The sequence below is a fragment of the Nostoc sp. DSM 114159 genome, from assembly GCF_053470285.1.
On sequence record NZ_JBPFEH010000001.1, the window covers coordinates 3,837,676 to 3,855,453 of the forward strand.

General features: G+C 42.2%; 19 protein-coding genes and 1 pseudogene. 12 read left to right on the forward strand and 8 right to left on the reverse strand.

The window, feature by feature from the left end:
* Nucleotides 1-97 precede the first annotated feature (97 nt).
* Together ACR5KR_RS15895 and glpX are read right to left on the reverse strand one after the other, a co-directional pair.
* The gene (locus ACR5KR_RS15895; protein WP_448267166.1) at nt 98-1,384 is read right to left on the reverse strand and encodes a glutamyl-tRNA reductase; all 1,287 of its coding nucleotides are present in this window, start codon (nt 1,382-1,384) and stop codon (nt 98-100) included.
* A gap of 240 nt (nt 1,385-1,624) precedes the next feature.
* The gene (gene glpX / locus ACR5KR_RS15900; protein ID WP_445631515.1) at nt 1,625-2,662 is read right to left on the reverse strand and encodes a class II fructose-bisphosphatase; all 1,038 of its coding nucleotides are present in this window, start codon (nt 2,660-2,662) and stop codon (nt 1,625-1,627) included.
* Nucleotides 2,663-3,018: 356 nt separating this feature from the next.
* Here glpX and ACR5KR_RS15905 point away from each other — a divergent pair, with 356 nt between their 5' ends.
* The 7 genes and pseudogenes from ACR5KR_RS15905 (at nt 3,019) to grxD (ending at nt 7,977) form a co-directional block, all read left to right on the forward strand.
* Nucleotides 3,019-3,591 (forward strand): DUF981 family protein, encoded by a 573-nt coding sequence (locus ACR5KR_RS15905; RefSeq protein ID WP_445631514.1) that lies wholly within the window; start codon nt 3,019-3,021, stop codon nt 3,589-3,591.
* A gap of 48 nt (nt 3,592-3,639) precedes the next feature.
* A pseudogene (grxC, locus tag ACR5KR_RS15910) lies at nt 3,640-3,954 on the forward strand (glutaredoxin 3).
* A gap of 339 nt (nt 3,955-4,293) precedes the next feature.
* A complete protein-coding gene (gene tadA, locus ACR5KR_RS15915) occupies nt 4,294-4,779 on the forward strand; it encodes a tRNA adenosine(34) deaminase TadA (RefSeq protein ID WP_448267167.1) in 486 nt (161 codons plus the stop codon).
* A 112-nt stretch (nt 4,780-4,891) separates the two neighbouring features.
* Nucleotides 4,892-5,647, forward strand: a complete 756-nt coding sequence (locus tag ACR5KR_RS15920) for a lysophospholipid acyltransferase family protein (RefSeq protein WP_448267168.1) — start codon at nt 4,892-4,894, stop codon at nt 5,645-5,647.
* Nucleotides 5,648-6,455: 808 nt separating this feature from the next.
* On the forward strand, nt 6,456-7,064 hold the full coding sequence (locus ACR5KR_RS15925; protein WP_448267169.1) for a hypothetical protein: 609 nt from the start codon (nt 6,456-6,458) through the stop codon (nt 7,062-7,064).
* Nucleotides 7,065-7,290: 226 nt separating this feature from the next.
* Entirely contained in the window at nt 7,291-7,548 is a 258-nt protein-coding gene (locus tag ACR5KR_RS15930) for a BolA family protein (protein WP_292776142.1), read from the forward strand.
* A 105-nt stretch (nt 7,549-7,653) separates the two neighbouring features.
* On the forward strand, nt 7,654-7,977 hold the full coding sequence (grxD, locus tag ACR5KR_RS15935) for a Grx4 family monothiol glutaredoxin (protein ID WP_445631509.1): 324 nt from the start codon (nt 7,654-7,656) through the stop codon (nt 7,975-7,977).
* A gap of 346 nt (nt 7,978-8,323) precedes the next feature.
* On the opposite strand, the gene ACR5KR_RS15940 is transcribed toward grxD, so the two are convergent.
* Nucleotides 8,324-8,572: a DUF6761 family protein gene (locus tag ACR5KR_RS15940; RefSeq protein WP_194042008.1), complete on the reverse strand. Its 249-nt coding sequence runs from the start codon at nt 8,570-8,572 to the stop codon at nt 8,324-8,326.
* Nucleotides 8,573-9,154: 582 nt separating this feature from the next.
* On the opposite strand from ACR5KR_RS15940, the gene ACR5KR_RS15945 reads away from it, so the two are divergent.
* A complete protein-coding gene (locus ACR5KR_RS15945; RefSeq protein ID WP_445631508.1) occupies nt 9,155-9,928 on the forward strand; it encodes a response regulator transcription factor in 774 nt (257 codons plus the stop codon).
* An 89-nt stretch (nt 9,929-10,017) separates the two neighbouring features.
* Here the strand turns inward: ACR5KR_RS15945 and ACR5KR_RS15950 are convergent, their stop codons facing one another.
* The 4 genes from ACR5KR_RS15950 to ACR5KR_RS15965 form a co-directional block, all read right to left on the reverse strand.
* The gene (locus ACR5KR_RS15950) at nt 10,018-10,791 is read right to left on the reverse strand and encodes an ABC transporter ATP-binding protein (RefSeq protein WP_448267170.1); all 774 of its coding nucleotides are present in this window, start codon (nt 10,789-10,791) and stop codon (nt 10,018-10,020) included.
* 27 nt (nt 10,792-10,818) lie between these two features.
* Nucleotides 10,819-11,385, reverse strand: a complete 567-nt coding sequence (locus ACR5KR_RS15955; protein WP_448267171.1) for a hypothetical protein — start codon at nt 11,383-11,385, stop codon at nt 10,819-10,821.
* Nucleotides 11,386-11,453: 68 nt separating this feature from the next.
* Complete coding sequence (locus ACR5KR_RS15960; RefSeq protein ID WP_448267172.1) at nt 11,454-11,915, reverse strand: DUF4079 domain-containing protein; 462 nt, start codon at nt 11,913-11,915, stop codon at nt 11,454-11,456.
* 132 nt (nt 11,916-12,047) lie between these two features.
* On the reverse strand, nt 12,048-12,443 hold the full coding sequence (locus ACR5KR_RS15965) for a DUF1830 domain-containing protein (RefSeq protein ID WP_445631504.1): 396 nt from the start codon (nt 12,441-12,443) through the stop codon (nt 12,048-12,050).
* A 589-nt stretch (nt 12,444-13,032) separates the two neighbouring features.
* Between ACR5KR_RS15965 and ACR5KR_RS15970 the strand changes: the two genes are divergently transcribed.
* The 4 genes from ACR5KR_RS15970 (at nt 13,033) to ACR5KR_RS15985 (ending at nt 17,045) form a co-directional block, all read left to right on the forward strand.
* Nucleotides 13,033-14,625 (forward strand): photosystem II high light acclimation radical SAM protein, encoded by a 1,593-nt coding sequence (locus tag ACR5KR_RS15970; RefSeq protein WP_448267173.1) that lies wholly within the window; start codon nt 13,033-13,035, stop codon nt 14,623-14,625.
* An 87-nt stretch (nt 14,626-14,712) separates the two neighbouring features.
* Nucleotides 14,713-16,110, forward strand: a complete 1,398-nt coding sequence (locus ACR5KR_RS15975) for a DICT sensory domain-containing protein (RefSeq protein ID WP_448267174.1) — start codon at nt 14,713-14,715, stop codon at nt 16,108-16,110.
* On the forward strand, nt 16,107-16,745 hold the full coding sequence (locus ACR5KR_RS15980) for a pentapeptide repeat-containing protein (protein ID WP_445631501.1): 639 nt from the start codon (nt 16,107-16,109) through the stop codon (nt 16,743-16,745). Before ACR5KR_RS15975 ends, ACR5KR_RS15980 begins: the two co-directional genes overlap by 4 nt.
* A 57-nt stretch (nt 16,746-16,802) precedes the next feature.
* Nucleotides 16,803-17,045: a hypothetical protein gene (locus tag ACR5KR_RS15985; protein ID WP_448267175.1), complete on the forward strand. Its 243-nt coding sequence runs from the start codon at nt 16,803-16,805 to the stop codon at nt 17,043-17,045.
* A 148-nt stretch (nt 17,046-17,193) separates the two neighbouring features.
* Here ACR5KR_RS15985 and ACR5KR_RS15990 read toward each other — a convergent pair whose 3' ends face one another.
* Nucleotides 17,194-17,754 carry a type IV pilin-like G/H family protein gene (locus ACR5KR_RS15990; protein ID WP_445631499.1) on the reverse strand — a complete coding sequence of 187 codons (561 nt, stop codon included), beginning with the start codon at nt 17,752-17,754 and terminating at the stop codon, nt 17,194-17,196.
* Nucleotides 17,755-17,778 lie beyond the last annotated feature (24 nt).

Consider the following 17,778-nt stretch of genomic DNA (forward strand, 5'->3'; position numbering starts at 1 on the left):
CTAACTTCTAATTAGATAGATATCTAATTAGAAGTATATCTAATTGAAAGCTCAGATCCCCAACTTTTCACAGAAGCTGGGGATTTTGTTGTTAAATTTAACTAAATTGTTCTTCTGCATCGAGGTTGAACAGCATTTGCAGAGTTTGCATACAGCGCCGTCTAGCTTCAACATCTTGCTGCGATCGCAATTGCACCATCGGGTCATGTAAAATTTTATTGACAATTCCCCGTGTTAATGCTTCAATCACCTCTTGATGTTTTTCGGCGAATTCCGAACCCAATCTCGACAAAGCTTTTTCTAACTCTTGTTCGCGGATGGTTTCTACTTTATTTCGCAGACAGCTAATAGTGGTAACAGTTTCTAAACTGCGCCACCAAATATCAAAGGCTTCCACTTCTTCTTCTAAGAGTCGCTCGGCTTCTTGTGCAATCTTGCGACGGCTTTCGTAGTTTTGCGCTACAACAGCCTTCAAATCATCCACATTAAACGCTTGCACATTTTCCAATTCATTTACATCCGCATGAACATTACGCGGCACAGAAATATCAAATAACATTAAAGAGCGCTGAACTTCTAAAACCATTTCTAATTTGGCACGGTCAAGTATTGGCTCTGTTGCCGAAGTACTTGTAAACACTAGATCGCTTTCGGCAATTACGCTCATCATTTCCGATAGTGGATGAATTTTGATCGGTTGTTGAGGGAACAGCTTTGCTAATTCTTGGGCGCGATCGCGAGAGCGATTTACAATACTAATTTCCACAGCACCTTTAGAAATTAGGTGTTGCACCAAGAGGCGCGACATTTTACCAGCACCCAGAATTACCACTCGGCAAGCTGCCAAATTTGCCACTTTTATCTGTGCTAACTCTACAGCTGCCGAACTGATAGAGACAGCCCCAGTACCAATACTCGTTTCAGTGCGAACCCGCTTACCAGCTGTCAGCGCTTGTTTAAATAATCGATTCAAAATGGTTTTTATACCGCTATATTGCTGTCCCAGTTTGTGAGTAGTCTTCACCTGAGCCAGAATTTGACCTTCTCCGAGTACCAGACTATCTAAACCACCTGCTACCCGCATAACGTGCATCACTGCATCATCATGTAGCAGCATAAACAAGTGTTGTCGCAGAGAAAGCACGGGTAATTTACTGTATTCCGCAAGAAACTGCGTTACTTCCCGAATACCTTGGTCTGCTTCACTGGCAACAATGTAAATTTCCAGACGGTTACAAGTACTAAGAATTGCAACTTCATCAATATGGGGATAGCTGGCCAGTTGAGCGATCGCACCTTCAATTTGTGGTTCTGGAATGCTCAGTTTTTCCCGGACTTCTACTGGGGCTGTTTTATGGCTTAACCCCACCACTGCTATATTCATTTGCTAAATCGTAGTTACTAGTTGGTAGTTGAAAATAGGGCATTGAGTGAGAATAGGGAATGGGGAATTTTTGTTTATTGGTTGATAATTTTTCCAACTAATAAACAATAACTAATCACTAAATACTAACTACTAACTAGTGTAACGATGAAGCATTTGGTTGACTATTTTTCCATTTTCTAGAAAGATTTATTTCCTAATGCTTCACCTCTACTTTTACCATTCCCCATCCCCTAAAAATTAGTTCAGTTGGAGAGTCTTGCCTTCACCAAACATGTGAATTGTATCAACAAATCGAGCAGTTTTTGACTGGTTAGAAATTACCAAGCTTTGAGTTCTGGCTCCGCCGTTGAAGAAACGTACACCTTGCATGAGATTACCACTGGTAATGCCGCTAGCAGCGAACAGAACAGTTTGACCAGATGCCAATTCATGAGCATCATAGACCTTATCGGGGTCATTGATATTCATAGACTTTAAGCGATCGATATTGGCTTCTCTGCTTTCTCCAATCAGACCTGTTTTTACGATTGCGGGATCGTAAATCAGTTGACCTTGGAAGTGTCCACCCAAAGCACGCATTGCAGCTGCCGAGATTACACCTTCAGGAGCCGCACCGATACCCATCAGCGCGTGGATATTAGTTCCAGCAAAACCGCAGCTTATAGCTGCACCCACATCACCGTCTGAAATTAGGGTGACTCTCGCTCCAGCCTCACGGATTTCTTTAATTAAATCGTTGTGGCGTTCGCGCTTCATCACCACGATCACGAGTTCTTCAATCGAGCGATCTAGACACTCAGAGAGAATCTTGAGGTTTTCTGTTGCTGACTTGTTGATGTCTACTTTGCCCTTAGCGGCGGGAGGTGCTGCTAACTTTTTCATGTAAAAGTCAGGAGCAGCAAATAATCCACCTTTTTCAGAAATTGCCAAGACAGCCATCGAACCAGGTTGTCCATAAGCTACCAAGTTCGTACCTTCACAGGGGTCAACGGCGATGTCAATTTCGATTAATTCATCGGGGTTACAGAGAGCTTCGGCATTTGGTTGGGTACAGATACCAACTTCTTCCCCGATGTATAACATCGGCGCGTCATCGCGTTCGCCTTCCCCGATCACAATGCGACCCCGCATATAGATTTTATTCATCCGCTCCCGCATAGCTTCCACAGCTACTTGGTCAGCAGTGTTTTTTTCGCCTTTACCCATCCACTTTGCGGATGCGATCGCCGCTTGCTCTACTACTTCAATAATCTCTAACCCAAGTGTATTTTCCACAGAGTCTGCCCTCTCAACTGCTTGAATTTCCGCTGCTTTATCTGGCCATTTCAGTTTTCAAGTCTACCAAAGGGCGGATACACGTGGAAGAAAGTTAAGTTTTACTGCTAACTCGTTAGAAAAGTGCCAGTTAACACATCCTCATTTTTCACCCCTAACTACTCCAGTATAAAGCGTGTTCAAAAGCAACTAAGTTAAGAACTAGCACAAATAGGTAGCAGTGTATATCTAAAACATTGCTTTTATTCAGTGTTTATCTTTAGGTATAAAATAATAAAGAAAAAAAGCTGGTGAATTCACTAAAAACTAAAAAACGAGACGCAAAGTAAAAAGCTTGTCAAATTCAGAGGTTAATCGTGTTTATCGACTACATCACACTGATGTTAATCAACATGGTAGCTGGGCTATTTCTACTGGCTGACTATGTGTATCGTGGTATAGATAGTTCTAATCAGAGACAGTGGATTCCCGGTTTCGGAATTACGGGTGCGATCGCACTCACAACTGGTTTACACATGAGCTTCACCTGGCCAATAATGGGTAGCTTCAATATTGCCTTCGGTGAAACAAGTATCCTATTTGGAATCTTGTTTGTGGCGGCTGCGATTTCTCTTGCTCAAAGTTGGGATTTGTTGACAATCGCAATTTACGGCTTCTTTGCTGGTGTAGTTGCGATCGTAGTGGGTATTCGCATCATCAACTTGAATTTGACTAAGCAACCGCTTTTATCGGGAATCGGCTTTATTTTAACTGGCTTAGGTGGTATTTTTGCAGCGCCAACCCTCTATTGGAAACCCAACCGAACCTGGCGGTTAATTGGCGTAGCAGTGCTGATAGTAGCCGCTTTAATTTGGGCATTGACTGGATATTTGGCTTACTGGAGTCATTTAGAGGGTTTCCAAAAGTGGGTTCCAGCGCCGATGCGGTAAGCAATGTTCTAGGCTAGAGACATAGTTAAAACATTGCTTAAGATCAATATGCTGGACTTTCTTAATCCCCTCTTAAATCGCCATCCAGAGCGATTCAAAGCCAACGTCGAACTTTATACCTGACAAACTTGCCCCTACTGCATTCGTGCCAAAATGCTGCTGTGGTGGAAAGGTGTAAATTTCACTGAATATAAAATCGACGGTGACGAAGCAGCCAGAGCTAAAATGGCAGAACGCGCTAACGGAAGACGTACCGTACCACAAATTTTTATCAATAACCAGCACATTGGCGGTTGCGATGACCTCTATCAGCTAGACACACAAAGTCAACTCGATCCCCTTTTAGCCCAAGTCGCTATTTAGAAATCAATACGGTTCAGTTAAGGAAAATTGTAGGTTGGGTTAAGCAAAGCGCAACCCAACAAAGTCCCGAAAATGTTGGGTTAGCCTTTGGGATCTTGCTACCTTCCTCAACCCAACCTACGCAGTTTAAGATTTTTGGCGCTAACCCAAGCGTATTGATTTAGAAATCAAATTAGCCCCCAATGGCTGGCTTGGTAACGCTAAATTTAAGAATTTTGATTTATAGTTTAGCCCCAGACTTCTAGCTGCGGGCTATATGCTTTTTATTTCTTGTTAGATAGGAGAGATACTCATCCTAGAAAATGTGTGGAATTTTGAAATTTTTATATTGATAAGAATATGCTAACTAAATACACAGAATATCTTATACATCAACAATGGATGAGTTATGCCTTAGAATTAGCAAAAACAGCAGGAGATGCAGGTGAAGTCCCTGTAGGTGCTGTTATCATTGATTCAACAGGCAAATTGCTAGCACAAGGAGAAAACAGAAAAGAGCGTGACAAAGATCCTACCGCTCATGCGGAAATTCTCGCTCTCAAGAGAGCTGCAACAACTTTACAAAATTGGCATCTTAATGAATGCACCCTCTACGTAACTCTCGAACCTTGCCCGATGTGTGCAGGTGCGATCGTCCAATCACGACTAGGACTACTGGTATATGGAGTAGACGATACAAAAACTGGCGCAATTCGTACAGTTATTAACATACCCGATAGCGCTGCTTCTAATCACCGTCTTCAAGTAATCGGAGGCATTCTAGAGTCAGCTTGTCGTCGACAATTACAAGCTTGGTTTGCTACTAAGCGAGGTAAAGTAAACTAACGGACAGAGGTAAAACTGTCCATCTAGTACCAGACAAGTCACGCAAGAGAATCTACGGTGTAACTAATCAGACTTTTCGTTAAATTTTACCCGTCAATCAGCTGCATCAGTCATGATGGAATTTTACTCTTCATCCGATACCTGCCAGCACACACCAGCAAATCATCAGGTAGCTGGTACTACCTCAAGGGTTTCTCCTTGGTTAAGTCCTCTGGCATATTTATTAGGGCGTCACTGCCTATTACCATTATTCTTTGGACAAATTAGAATAACCGGACAAAAAAATATCCCCACAACTGGGCCTGTGATTCTCGCGCCTACCCATCGGGCGCGTTGGGATGCCTTGCTTGTACCCTACGCTACCGCTTGTCTGAGAAAGCAAGACTTGCGATTTATGGTAACAGTTGACGAATGCCAAGGTTTGCAAGGCTGGTTTGTCCAACGTTTGGGTGGGTTTCCTGTAAATTCTAAGCATCCATCAATCCGCACGCTACGACATGGAGTAGAGCTACTTCAGCAGCACAAAAGCCTGGTAATCTTTCCAGAAGGCAACATTTTTCGTGATGGCCAAGTTCATCAGTTGAAACCGGGAATTGCTCGTCTTGCTTTGAGTGCTGAATCTAGTCATTCCGGGCTGGGAGTGAAAATTATACCCATAGGAATTAACTACAGCCAACCTTATCCCAATTGGGGTACAGATGTTAGTATTGACATTGGCTCCCCAATTAGAGTCGCAGATTACATGAATGGCTGTATAAAACAAGATGCAAAAAGCATCACAACTGATTTAGCAAAGGCATTGCAACAATTGAGCCATCAAGAAACAAAAGTTACTAATCACGCATTTGCAGAAATTACTAATTCTTGATTTAGTAAAACCTCATAATTATTGACCGTGCATAATTAAGAAACTGCAAAATCCAATATTTGACACTAATTACTAACTGCTATATTCATCCTGAGTAAGTCACAAAACATCAGTAGTATTTTGCAACCTTTGAGGATGTATATATATAGATTACGCTCTATTAATAATATATTCAGCCAAATTGGCATTTTTTTGAGCCAATAGCTAATTAATTGTCTGCAAACTACTGAATTGCTTGATGATAAATATTTTCACATTCGGTCAGACAGTTAAATAAAAGTTAGGAAGCGCCGACTGAAGACATCGCTAATCTGAAATAATTTGGTGCGATGCCTACGGCGGTCACTGAGCGCAGCAGAAGTGCGGGCTACGCCTACGCAAAAACTTCAAGCAATGCTTTGGAAAAATTCTCCTGCCAAATATCCCAGTTAACCAGAGATAATATACCTCTTGGCATTTGTGCTTTTTGCACTCTTGGGGGAAAAGGTTTTGGTTAAAGGGGAAGGGGACTTTTGCAGAACCTTTTCCCCTTCCCCCTTCCCCTTTTCCCGACTTATGCAAGAAGTCTAATTATTGGGGAGGAAAGCTGGTAGTTAAGCAGACGGTGACGCACTCTCCCGTAGGTATCACTTATCACAGCGATATAAGTTTATTAGTATACAGGGGTAATGGGAACTCTATTAAACTGATTTTTAGTCTAAATCAGAGATACTTAGGATGTAACTTTGCTTTGTCCAAGACCAAAACAGAGTTAAGATACCCGAAGTTTCCATAACTCTTTTGTATAGTTGTCGCACTAATTGATCCCATGAACACTGCTGTCGCTGTTACCTTGATGCACCGTACTGTTTTATCAGTTATAGCAGTCCTCAGCCTGCTATCACCTGTGAATGCTCAGGTATTACAGTCACCAGGCACTACCAGCCAACCACAACTCATTGACCCCAACGATCCTAATAACCTCCGCCCCATAACCGAAAATAACAGCCTTTTGAGCATTGCAGGTGGCGATCGCTTAGTAAAAGATGCAGAACAAGCTGTTTCTGCTCAAAACTACACCTTAGCTGCTAAGAAACTGCAAGAAGCACGTCAAGTTTATAATCAGCTATCTAATTTTTATCAAGAGTTAAATTCTAGCTTTTCGGGAATTGACAACAGAGTTTCTGATTCTCAGCGTCAAAAAGCTCTATTAACAGCCCAAAAGCGAGATGAAGCCACTTTTCAGCTAGCATTGGTACATCGGGCACAAAATCAGCCAGAATTAGCTGTACCATTGTTGATTCAAATAATTAAGAGTCAAAACCCGACGCGGGATTTAGGCAAGAAAGCCTATAAACAGTTATTTGAGTTGGGTTTTGTTGATTCTCCCTATCCCAGAGAAGGTGGTAGTTCATCTTCCTCATCCCCAAAAAAATAAATTAAATTTTTGTTACCTGTTTTTCCCTACCCACATTTCCTTAACCAGTCGCTTGGGAACGCCCCAGTGCTAGGATAGAGCTATCCGCCGCAGCCAAAACCTGAGCGTTCTCAAAAATACACCTTAGAGGCGCGTGTATCTACAGCCTTGCCAAAGCCTGAAGTTGGCACAGGCATTTGCTCTATATCTGTTAATAATAGAAAAGTAAGTTTTTTCAGGAATTGCGATGATTAGTCCGCAACAGGTTGAGGAAATGATCAAGGCGGAACTGCCAGACGCACAGGTTCAGGTGCAAGACTTGACTGGTGGCGGCGACCACTATCAAGTAACAGTAGTTTCATCGCACTTTGCAGGTAAAGGACTAGTGCAACAGCACCAGTTAGTTTATGGTGCGTTGGGTCAAGCGATGTCAACTGAAGCGATTCATGCCTTGGCGGTGAAAACATACACTCCCGAAGCTTGGCAAGCAACAGCAAGTTCCTAAAGTTAGGAGTTGGAAGTTAGAAGTTAAGAGTTATGAATTATGAATTTTTAACTCCTCACTCTTCACTCCTCACTCTATTAATGCAACATAGGAAACATAATTACCATGACACCAGAACTCAAAGACAAAATTGATAGCTTGGTACAAGAAAACAAGATTTTAGTTTTTATGAAGGGAAACAAGTTAATGCCCCAATGTGGTTTCTCCAACAATGTTGTGCAGATTCTCAATACCTTGGGAGTTCCCTTTGAGACGGTTGACGTTCTCTCAGACCCGGAAATTCGTCAAGGTATTAAAGAATACTCTAGCTGGCCGACAATTCCCCAAGTATATATTAATGGTGAATTCCTTGGCGGTTCTGATATCTTGATTGAACTGTACCAAAAAGGTGAATTGCAAGAAAAGGTAGAAGTAGCATTAGCTTCTTAAGCTCTCTTTAGCCAAACTAAAGGGTATGTTGCTGAATTTGCACTTCGCAATCGAGTTAATGTGCCGTTTTTAATATCCTTGAAAGGAGAGATACTATTTATTTCCCCTTTCAAGGGTTTTTTAATCGGTTTATGACAAAAATACTCTTTGTTGGACTTGATTTTATTGCTAAACAACAATCCCCTCAGTCTAATTGGCAAAACCAATATAGGGCTGAGGGGATGCGTTTAATCAATACAATATCTCCAAAATTTCACACCACGACAACCCGTTGACGAATACAGATAATATGCTATAATCATCTGCGGTAATTAACGGTTACTATCAACGACCAGGCAAATGGTACTTAGTAGTAATCGGGTTGTGGCTGTGGTTGCGGTACTGCAAAGTTCGATCCATCGTACAAGAAGCGGCTGGCCTCCTCTTCTAGGCGATGAATCAGATAAGGTTCAATGACATTGCTATGTCGCAGTGCGGCTAGATATCCATCCAAATACATCCGCATATCATCCGTGCGATAACCGCGATTCCATAGCTCGATGAAGGCATCGGTAAGTCTTTGGTAATAGCGGATGGTTTGTGTGTCTTGGAGCATAACTGCTGTATTAATCTCTTTGGAATGAGAATTGTAAATGATTCACGCTAAAAAGTGAAGTGTAATTTCACTTTGGCATCAACTCAAGGTCAACACATCTACTTTGGGTATTACCCTCATAGCAGCTACAAGCTACTTTAATCCTATTCCAGAAAACATCGATTCTAGTTAACTGCTAAGTTATTTTTTTGATTTTCACAATCAACAGCCCAATTGTATTGATGTTATATTCCTGGATGAAGCACTAAATTTTTGCGATAAAATTGACTTTCATCATCAAGTTGAAAAGCTGTTGTAGCAGGGTTAGCTAGTTGGGTTCTAGATATTTGTCATATAACACCCATCTAAAAGCAAAATGTTAAGCTAAAAGAACTTTTTATAAGTCTAACAACACTTTCGAGAAATTTAATAAAAATTTAATAATATTTCTAATCGCCTATCAGCAAGGCATAGATTAAAGATATTGCCACTCATTTTATTAGGAAATGTAAAGTTAATTGCAATTGAAGTAACAAAGGCTACAAAACCTTAGAGATGGGCTTGTTACTTTGAAAGTCATCGACGCTAAGGGGTCTTGCCGCCGTGGGTTCGGTTTGTATAGAAATCATTGAGGGGAATCCCCATTTGAGATCGTTGTTGGGTTGGCACTTGCAACAACTGGAATACCGCGTGCATCAAGCTGCCAGTATTTATCAAGCAAGGGAAGTATTTTTAAGCCATCAACCAACACTGGTAGTTTTAGATGCAGACCTGCCTGATGGTGATGGCATTGAGTTTTGTCGTTGGTTGCATCGTCAGCAGCAACCTCTAATTTTAATGCTATCTGCGCGTAATAGTGAAGCTGATATAGTTGCAGGTTTAAAGGCGGGTGCAGATGACTACCTGAGCAAACCTTTTGGAATGCAAGAGTTTTTGGCACGGGTAGAGGCACTGATTCGGCGGAAGCGCACACCTATTGCACCAGCTTATTTGGATTATGGCACTTTGCAAATAGATTTAGTTCAGCGTCGCGTCCGCTTTCAAGGGGAGTTTATTGACTTAACGCCTCAAGAATTCAGTTTACTGTACGTTTTAGCACAAGCTGGAGGAGTACCTCTAAGTAGATCGGAATTGCTGCGTCGTGCTTGGCCTGACGCTATTGATAACCCTCGTACCATTGATACTCACGTTTTATCGCTGCGGAAAAAGGTTGAACTCGATCCCCGGCAACCCAATTTGATTCAAACTATCCGTAATGTTGGATACCGTTTTAACATGGAAATTTTGAATACGAATATTTCACTGTCACAAACAACAAAGTTAGCTAGAGAGAGATTTAATAATCAACGTTCAACACTTACTAGTAGTCAGGTGTGAATGGGGCATTGGGCATGGGGCATTGGACATTGAGTACTGGGGTGAGGGGGAGTAAGAAAACGATTCCTGATTCCTGTCTCATCCAAAATTTAAAATCCAAAATCGTCTTGAGCTGCTGCTTGAATCAGGCTTTTTCGTAATTCAATCCAGTCTATCTCCGAGGCTCTTTGATTTGCGAGTAAATGACCTTGTTGTAGGTGTAATAACCGAGTGCAAAACATCTGGGCTAACTCCAGTTGGTGATTTACCATCACAATCGTGGTTTGATGAGTTTGACTCAACTGGATTAAGACTTGCATTAGATGAGAAGCCGTACCAGGATCGAGGGCAGAGGTTGGCTCATCTAATAGTAATATTTTAGGCTGGATGACTAAGGCACGAGCGATCGCTACTAGTTCTCGTTGTCCCGCAGAAAGTTGCACCTCTGTTCGCCCTAACCATTCATGGGGAATGTGCAGTTGGTCTGTCCAGTGATTGACTCGTTCCTGAATTGTCTGTTTGGGTAAACCACGCAAAACTAAAGGATAAGCCAAGGCTTGCCCAACTGTCATCCCCAACAGCTTTGACTCTTGCAATACAAGTACAAGCATCTGCCGTAGCTGGATGACGGGAATTTGGCGATATTCTTGATTTTCAAGATAGAGTTTACCACTCGTGGGTTCAATTAGGCGATTGATGAGGCGTAATAACGAAGTTTTCCCAGCGCCTACTGGGCCTACAATGGCAATGCGATCGCCCTGAAATACCTCCAAGTCAATATCTCGCAATATGGGATACCCTTGCTGATTGCCGGGAAGTTGGGTTTTCAGCTTTGTAAACAGATTAACTTGCTCTAGCCTGAGTGTGGCTTTTGCTGTATTCAACGGGACTGAGGATTGCAGAGAAATAACCTAAGTTAATTGTGTACTAGTTAAAGCTGTAGCGATCGCCCAGCCATCGACTAATAGTAGCAGCAGAGTGAATACTAGTAAAATCAGGTACATCCAAGGCTGCGCTAAAGGGCGAACATCTGTGGTGTCAATACTCGTCTTTGCTTGGACAATTTGCACCAAACGGGCAAATCCAGCTACACGCATCGGTAGTAAATAAGCTTTCCCATCCTGGCTGAGGAAGTAATAAACTAGCCCTCCTTGGCCAGTACTGCGGGGTTTTAACTCTTTGACTTGTGACCAAGGTAAAGACCAGCCTTTACGAAAAAAGTGAGGCACCCAGGCGGGGTAAGTAACTTGAATTCCCTCGTCATCTACCATTACTTGTTCAGTTAATACCGCGTACAAGGCAACTAAACCGATGCCAATCCCTATCCACAATAATTCTGGAGGTACGGGTGCAGCTGTTACCTGCGATAAAAAGGGTAATGGGACTGTGAGTGCTATGTATAGACTCAGCAACGTTATCCGAATCAAAGGAGATAGACGAAAAACAGAAGCTGAGATATAGGCTGAGTTTGCTGTCACGGCTCAATTACAATGCTTTTCTTCATTGTAGGATAGGTCTATGTCCCTGGTAGTTGATGTATGGCAGTTCACGGTAAATACTTCTGCACTACAATCCAACCAGTAAGGGATACCCAGGCAAATCCTATAAATAGAATAATATTTACGCCGATGTGTAAGGGTCTAGCCCAAGGTCGTCTAGCACTAATTTGGGTGGCGCTAAAAGCAGATAGTAAAACTAATGCTACCACTATCAATCCTGAGACCAGGTGTGACGAGTGACCTAAAGAACCAAAGTGCCCTAAAGTGCCAACAATGCCGATCGCTAGCAGTAGTAGCACTAAACTTACCATGCTGATGCCCATTGTATAGTGAAGCGATCGCACCCCTTTATTACCGCCCATAAATGGCGTAATAAAAGGAAATTGTTGCGAAGTTCTCGCCCGAAACATCCAAACGCCGGTGATTGCTAACATTAGATATGCCAGCAGGGACAACCCCATCGACCAGGCGGCTATTTTCCACAACCAAAGAAATGAAGGCAGATTCATAAGAATGATTGTAGATGAGATGAGGGAGACAATGAGAATAACCAATGCCCCATACCCAATAAATAATAAACAAAAAGTAAACAAAAAGGGCTGCTAAATTAGCAACCCTTAAATTTAGATAAAATTGTTTTTTTAATCAACCGAGGCTAAACCAAGGATTTGCAAGGGTTTTGTAGTATCTCCAATTTTTGTATTAATTTGCTGCACCATTAGTTTGGTATTAAAAGGGTCTTTTTCATCTGATGAGTCTGTATCAAACTCATTAGTACTGGGTTCTTCGAGCATCAGGCGATCGCACGGAATCTTATCGGATAAAATTGCACTTGCCATCATCCCTGTATGAATCTCCACTTGACCTTTTGGTGGAGCTTCAAAAACTAAACGTTGTCCAGGGAAAACAACCCTTTCAAAATACCAGTTGGGAATATTGGAGATGCGAGCTACCTGTATTTTGCTCGTGGCATTAATGTAGCAGCAGAGAATTTTTCCTGATTGCTCAGGTGGTAGAGGATCTAATATTTGAGCCATAACTGCTGAGGAGCTTTACGCCACAATTTTACATTACACTAGCCAAGCCTAACACCCACTGATCCCCAGTTGTTGTAACTGCGAATACCAACTGAGTCTTTGTAGATTATTTCTGTCTAAAGATATATTTTCAGTTATGAAAATTTTGTAATTATTCACACCTTTTTCGGAATTATACACTATAAAGAAAAGTTTTTGAGATTTTTTGCTGGTATAAAAGTTTCTATTCTCTGAAAGCAGATTGTTAGGGAATTGACATAATAACGATCCCCTAGCTTTTAGCATAGCGAGGAAGTGAGTTTTGCTCTTTCATCTATCCCAGGATTAATCGGCAGGGATCATCGCTTAATGAATAAACTCAATGTTATGGTAAAGCTATATGAAAAAATGTCTTCAGAAAGCTCTCTATAGATTCCATGTATGTTTTATGCACAGCAATTTTAGCGTTTTTGGCAGTTGTTAACGGCAGGTTAGCGGCTATCAATAATCGGCTGAAATGTCAAGCATGATTGCGATCGATAAAACCAAATAAAACAAGCACACACTTGAAAGCTGAATGTTTTTCTCGCTTTCTCCACAGATTGGCAAGATGGAAGTTAAAACACAGATGATGGAAAATCGAATTCTTTACGTTCGCCTTCCTTGTAACCCCATCTTTCCTATTGGGGTTGTCTACCTAAGCGATCATGTGCACAAGCAGTTTCCTAATATTGAACAGCGCATCTTTGATTTGGGAACAGTGCCACCTTTAGATTACAGTTCAGCTCTGGATCGCTGTATTGATGAATTTAAACCGACACTGCTAGTATTTTCTTGGCGGGATATTCAAATTTATGCCCCAGTTGGCGGACGTGGTGGCAACCCGTTGCAAAACGCCTTTGAATTTTACTATGCCAAGAATCCTTTATTAAAACTACGCGGCGGATTGGGCGGTTTGCGAATCTTCATCGCTTATTATGTAGAGTTGTGGCGAAACCAGAGCTTAATCAAACGCGGTTTAAAGCGTGCCCAAAAATATAATTCCAATGCTCGCGTAGTTGTCGGTGGTGGTGCAGTCAGTGTATTTTATGAACAATTGGGTAAAAGTTTACCCCAAGGAACAATTATTTCTGTGGGTGAAGGCGAAACCCTGCTGGAAAAACTTCTAAGTGGCAGAGATTTTCGAGATGAACGCTGTTACGTTGCCGGAGAAACTCAACCACGTCAACGGCTAATTCACGAACAACCCACCCCAATAGAAAAAACAGCTTGTAACTACGACTATATCGAAAGCATCTGGCCGGAATTTAACTTTTACCTGCAAGAGCAAGACTTTTATATAGGTGTACAAACTAAACGTGGTTGTCCCCACAACTGTTGTTATTGCGTCTACACCGTCGTCGAAGGCAAACAAGTACGCATCAACCCAGCAGATGAAGTAGTTGCTGAGATGCGCCAATTATACGATCGCGGCATTCGCAATTTCTGGTTTACCGATGCTCAATTCATCCCCGCGAAAAAATTTATCGCCGATGCTGTAGAATTGTTGCAAAAAATCGTCGATTCTGGTATGACAGATATCCACTGGGCAGCATATATCAGAGCCGACAATTTGACACCGGAATTGTGTGAGTTGATGGCGAAAACCGGAATGAACTACTTTGAAATCGGGATTACCAGTGGTTCTCAAGAACTTGTGCGGAAAATGCGGATGGGTTACAACCTGCGAACCGTCTTGCAAAACTGCCGTGACTTAAAAGCCGCTGGTTTCAACGACTTAGTTTCCGTCAACTACTCCTTTAATGTGATTGACGAACGTCCCGAAACCATCCGCCAAACCATCGCTTACCACCGCGAACTAGAACGGATTTTTGGTGCTGATAAAGTCGAACCTGCTATCTTCTTTATTGGACTACAACCCCATACCCATTTGGAAGAATATGCTTTCAAAGAAGGCATCCTCAAGCCAGGGTACGATCCAATGAGTTTGATGCCGTGGACAGCCAAAAAACTTCTCTGGAATCCCGAACCCCTTGGTTCATTCTTCGGCGAAGTCTGCTTGCAAGCTTGGCAACAAAATCCCAACGACTTCGGACGCGAAGTCATGAACATCTTAGAAGAAAAGCTGGGTTGTGCTGACTTAGAAGCAGCACTGACAGCACCATTAGAGACGAAAGAAAAACAGTTAGCAGGTGTATCCTAGAAAACACTAAAATATGAAGAAATTCAGAATTTTGAATTTCTCCCTCTTTCTTACTCAGTGCCTCTGCGGTTATTTTTACCAAATCCCATGTTAGAAGGTTCAATACTACAAAAGCTAGAAACAGCCCATCGCCATACCACCAGGCCAATTCGATTCGGTGTTTACTATAAAAATACCTTAGTTGCTCTGTGCCACGCTTTAGAAGATCATATCTTAGCCGATGACGGTACACCCTTAGTCATCACAGCCTTTCAACAGGGGAAATGGTATCTACAAGAAGCTGAACGATATGCAGACATCGCCCAGTACAGCCGCCATATTGCCATTATGGCTGCTGCTGAATCTGGCTTTGCTGAACATCCTACCAGCCAGCTCCCCAATGTAGACTTAGTGGGATTAGATGCAGGCGATCCAGTGGCGCAAGAGTGGCACTTAATTATTTTATCGCCTAAATACACAGCAATGGTAATTTGTCAAGAATTATCAGAGGCTGACTATGGCAGCGCTGGAGTACCGACATCGGACTTAGAGCGTAAATTCTATGGCTTGTGGACATTTGAGCCGGAGTTAGTACAAGAGACAGCAGAAATAGCGATCGCTCACATCAAAAAATACAACCCAGAACTGGCAGAAAAACTCACAGCCGACAAACAACAAATTGTCCCGTCAATGGCGAGATCGGAAAATTTAGGTGCAGTTGTCTCACGTGTAGTAGATTACCTCCAGACTGGGCAAGATAATTTATCCATCCCAACAGCGTCTCACCAACAAACCCTAGATCGCAACTTGGTTTCCAACGAAATCCAAGCCTTTTTGCGAATGGCGCAACTAATGGATATGGCAGATGTCAACAATCCAATGGCAGCTGCGGAAGTGGTAGGACTTGCTGAAGCGATCGCCCAGCTTTTGGATCTTCCCGCATGGCAGATTAAAAGATTGCGCTTGGCGGCTTTGTTGCATCGCATAGATCCGTTACAGAAAGCAGAAAGCGTTCTCACTGACGGTATATCCACACGCTACCAAGAAGATGCCCCTAGTTGTCCCTTAACTTGTCCCTTAGTACCAGGGGCGCAAGTATTGCGAACCATGCCACGATTACGAGCAGTTGCCCAAATTATTACTCACCAAAGCGAGTGGTGGAATGGCACAGGGGAACCAGCAGGTTTATCTGGAGATGAAATTCCCCTAGAGTCGAGGATTTTGGCATTATTGGCAGACTTTCAGTGGCGAGTCAATGAGCGAAAATCGTCAAATCAAAGCCGGGAACAGATATTTACTCAAGCTTTAGATGAGTGCAGACAGCAACAATCTACCCGCTTTGACCCTAAACTTGTAGATACCCTAACTTTATTGGTGATGGGTTTACAACAGGGACTCGACTTACCTATCATGACACCCAAAGTCAGCGCCGGCATTTGGATACTTGATTCTCAATGGGACAGCCACAGCAAGATAAGTGAGCAGATTGGTAGTTACTTTACATGAACATTGAAGCCATTAAATTAGGAAAACTCAAACAACTTCCAGGGGCAAATTTAGAAGACGAGGAACTCTCTCGACTGGATTTAAGCCGGATTAATCTTGCTGGTGCTACCCTTGTTGGCACTAATTTTGCTGCTTCCAAACTCGAAGGAGGGCATTTGGAGGGGGCAAATTTAATGGGGGCGAACCTCCAACAAACTGACTTGCGGGCGAATTTAATGGGAGCAAACTTGATGCAAGCAGATTTAACCGGTGCTGACTTGCGGGGTAGCAATTTGCGTGGCGCTAACTTGATGGGAGCCAGACTTAGTGATGTGTCATTGGTGGGTGCTTTCTTGAGTGGTGCTAATTTGATGAATGTGAACTTGCAAGGCGTTGATTTGCGCGGTGCTGACTTGCGCGGTGCAAACCTGACAGCGGCAAATCTCAAAGGTGCAGATTTGAGTCGCGCCGATTTGCAAGGGACGTTGTTGAGTGAAGCAAACCTGGAAGAGGCTGATTTGCGGGGGGCGAATTTGGCAGGGGCGAATTTGACGGGGGCGAATTTACTCTGTGCAGAGTTAGAAGGTGCAAATTTGAGCGGCGTTAATTTGAATAAGGCGTGTGTAGTGGGTACTGTGGTTGAGACATCGGCGTAAATATTGCATTCAAAAACTACCTATGCCGATTAGTTGTATTGTTGAGGACTACCCAGAATGACAACCGTCGCCTCCCAAGTTTCAATCACCACCATGATTTCCATGTTGACTGCGATCGCAAATCGGCAATGGGAACAGTTCAAAGAACTGGAGGCAGATTTTGTATCCCAGTATGGTGTAGAGGTATGGCAAGAGGTTTTTAATTTCCGTCTCAAGTCAGCACTGGATAAAGATTCTGACAGATGGTTATTGATTCAGTGGTGTGGTGAAGGAATTATCTCAGTCAAAAATGTGGCGTAGGTGCGATCGCCCAATGTGAATTATGGCGATCGTTTTATTCCCATCCGAAGGTTATTGCTTCGCCGTTTTGCAGTATTCTTAGGTATTGTTAAAATTTTTGTTCGCAAATAATTCTAATATTCTTTGCACTTGCTGCTGTTTAATAGTGTTAGATTGCGTCATCGTTTTTCTTATTAAATAATTCAGTTTCTAAATATACTTTTTCGGCTTTTGGAGGGCAATCTACTAAACCATTTGTATAGTATGGTCGATAATTTAAGGGTGCATATCCTGGCCCAGTACTTTTACATACGATATTTACCACTTTTATTTCTTTAGCATCAATAACAGGAATTACAAAAACACCACCGACATAAGAACTCAAATCTATGCCCCAATTGCCATCACATGCTTCCTGTCTTGCATAAATATAAATACCGTTTACAGTTGATGTACCATTAATTTCAGGAATAGTTTTAGTGTAGTAACCATAACATTTTTCAGTTTTGAAAAAAGATGAATTTGATTTTAATGGTTTATCAAGTGGTTTCAGGAAAGTTTTATGGGTTGAAAAGTAGTTTTTTTGAGTCTGAATCATAGATATAATATTATCTTCTGCAATTTTTTCATATTGTGGTTCCTCACCTGGTGAATATATCTCAGCACATCCAGCGACAAGCAAGTTAATTAAAATAATATTATAAAATAACATTAATATTTTGATTTTCATATATGACGCGATCGCTCAGTCCTT

What these genes read in the sequence shown, in the direction of transcription:
- ACR5KR_RS15930 (WP_292776142.1), top strand. Translation starts at nt 7,291, where the DNA reads ATGATTAGTCCGCAACAGGTTGAGGAAATGATCAAGGCGGAACTGCCA.
- ACR5KR_RS15965 (WP_445631504.1), bottom strand. Translation starts at nt 12,443, where the DNA reads ATGGCTCAAATATTAGATCCTCTACCACCTGAGCAATCAGGAAAAATT.
- ACR5KR_RS15920 (WP_448267168.1), top strand. Translation starts at nt 4,892, where the DNA reads ATGATGGAATTTTACTCTTCATCCGATACCTGCCAGCACACACCAGCA.
- ACR5KR_RS15980 (WP_445631501.1), top strand. Translation starts at nt 16,107, where the DNA reads ATGAACATTGAAGCCATTAAATTAGGAAAACTCAAACAACTTCCAGGG.
- ACR5KR_RS15990 (WP_445631499.1), bottom strand. Translation starts at nt 17,754, where the DNA reads ATGAAAATCAAAATATTAATGTTATTTTATAATATTATTTTAATTAAC.
- ACR5KR_RS15940 (WP_194042008.1), bottom strand. Translation starts at nt 8,572, where the DNA reads ATGCTCCAAGACACACAAACCATCCGCTATTACCAAAGACTTACCGAT.
- ACR5KR_RS15895 (WP_448267166.1), bottom strand. Translation starts at nt 1,384, where the DNA reads ATGAATATAGCAGTGGTGGGGTTAAGCCATAAAACAGCCCCAGTAGAA.
- grxD (WP_445631509.1), top strand. Translation starts at nt 7,654, where the DNA reads ATGACACCAGAACTCAAAGACAAAATTGATAGCTTGGTACAAGAAAAC.
- ACR5KR_RS15960 (WP_448267172.1), bottom strand. Translation starts at nt 11,915, where the DNA reads ATGAATCTGCCTTCATTTCTTTGGTTGTGGAAAATAGCCGCCTGGTCG.
- ACR5KR_RS15985 (WP_448267175.1), top strand. Translation starts at nt 16,803, where the DNA reads ATGACAACCGTCGCCTCCCAAGTTTCAATCACCACCATGATTTCCATG.
- tadA (WP_448267167.1), top strand. Translation starts at nt 4,294, where the DNA reads ATGCTAACTAAATACACAGAATATCTTATACATCAACAATGGATGAGT.
- ACR5KR_RS15925 (WP_448267169.1), top strand. Translation starts at nt 6,456, where the DNA reads ATGAACACTGCTGTCGCTGTTACCTTGATGCACCGTACTGTTTTATCA.
- ACR5KR_RS15975 (WP_448267174.1), top strand. Translation starts at nt 14,713, where the DNA reads ATGTTAGAAGGTTCAATACTACAAAAGCTAGAAACAGCCCATCGCCAT.
- ACR5KR_RS15970 (WP_448267173.1), top strand. Translation starts at nt 13,033, where the DNA reads ATGGAAGTTAAAACACAGATGATGGAAAATCGAATTCTTTACGTTCGC.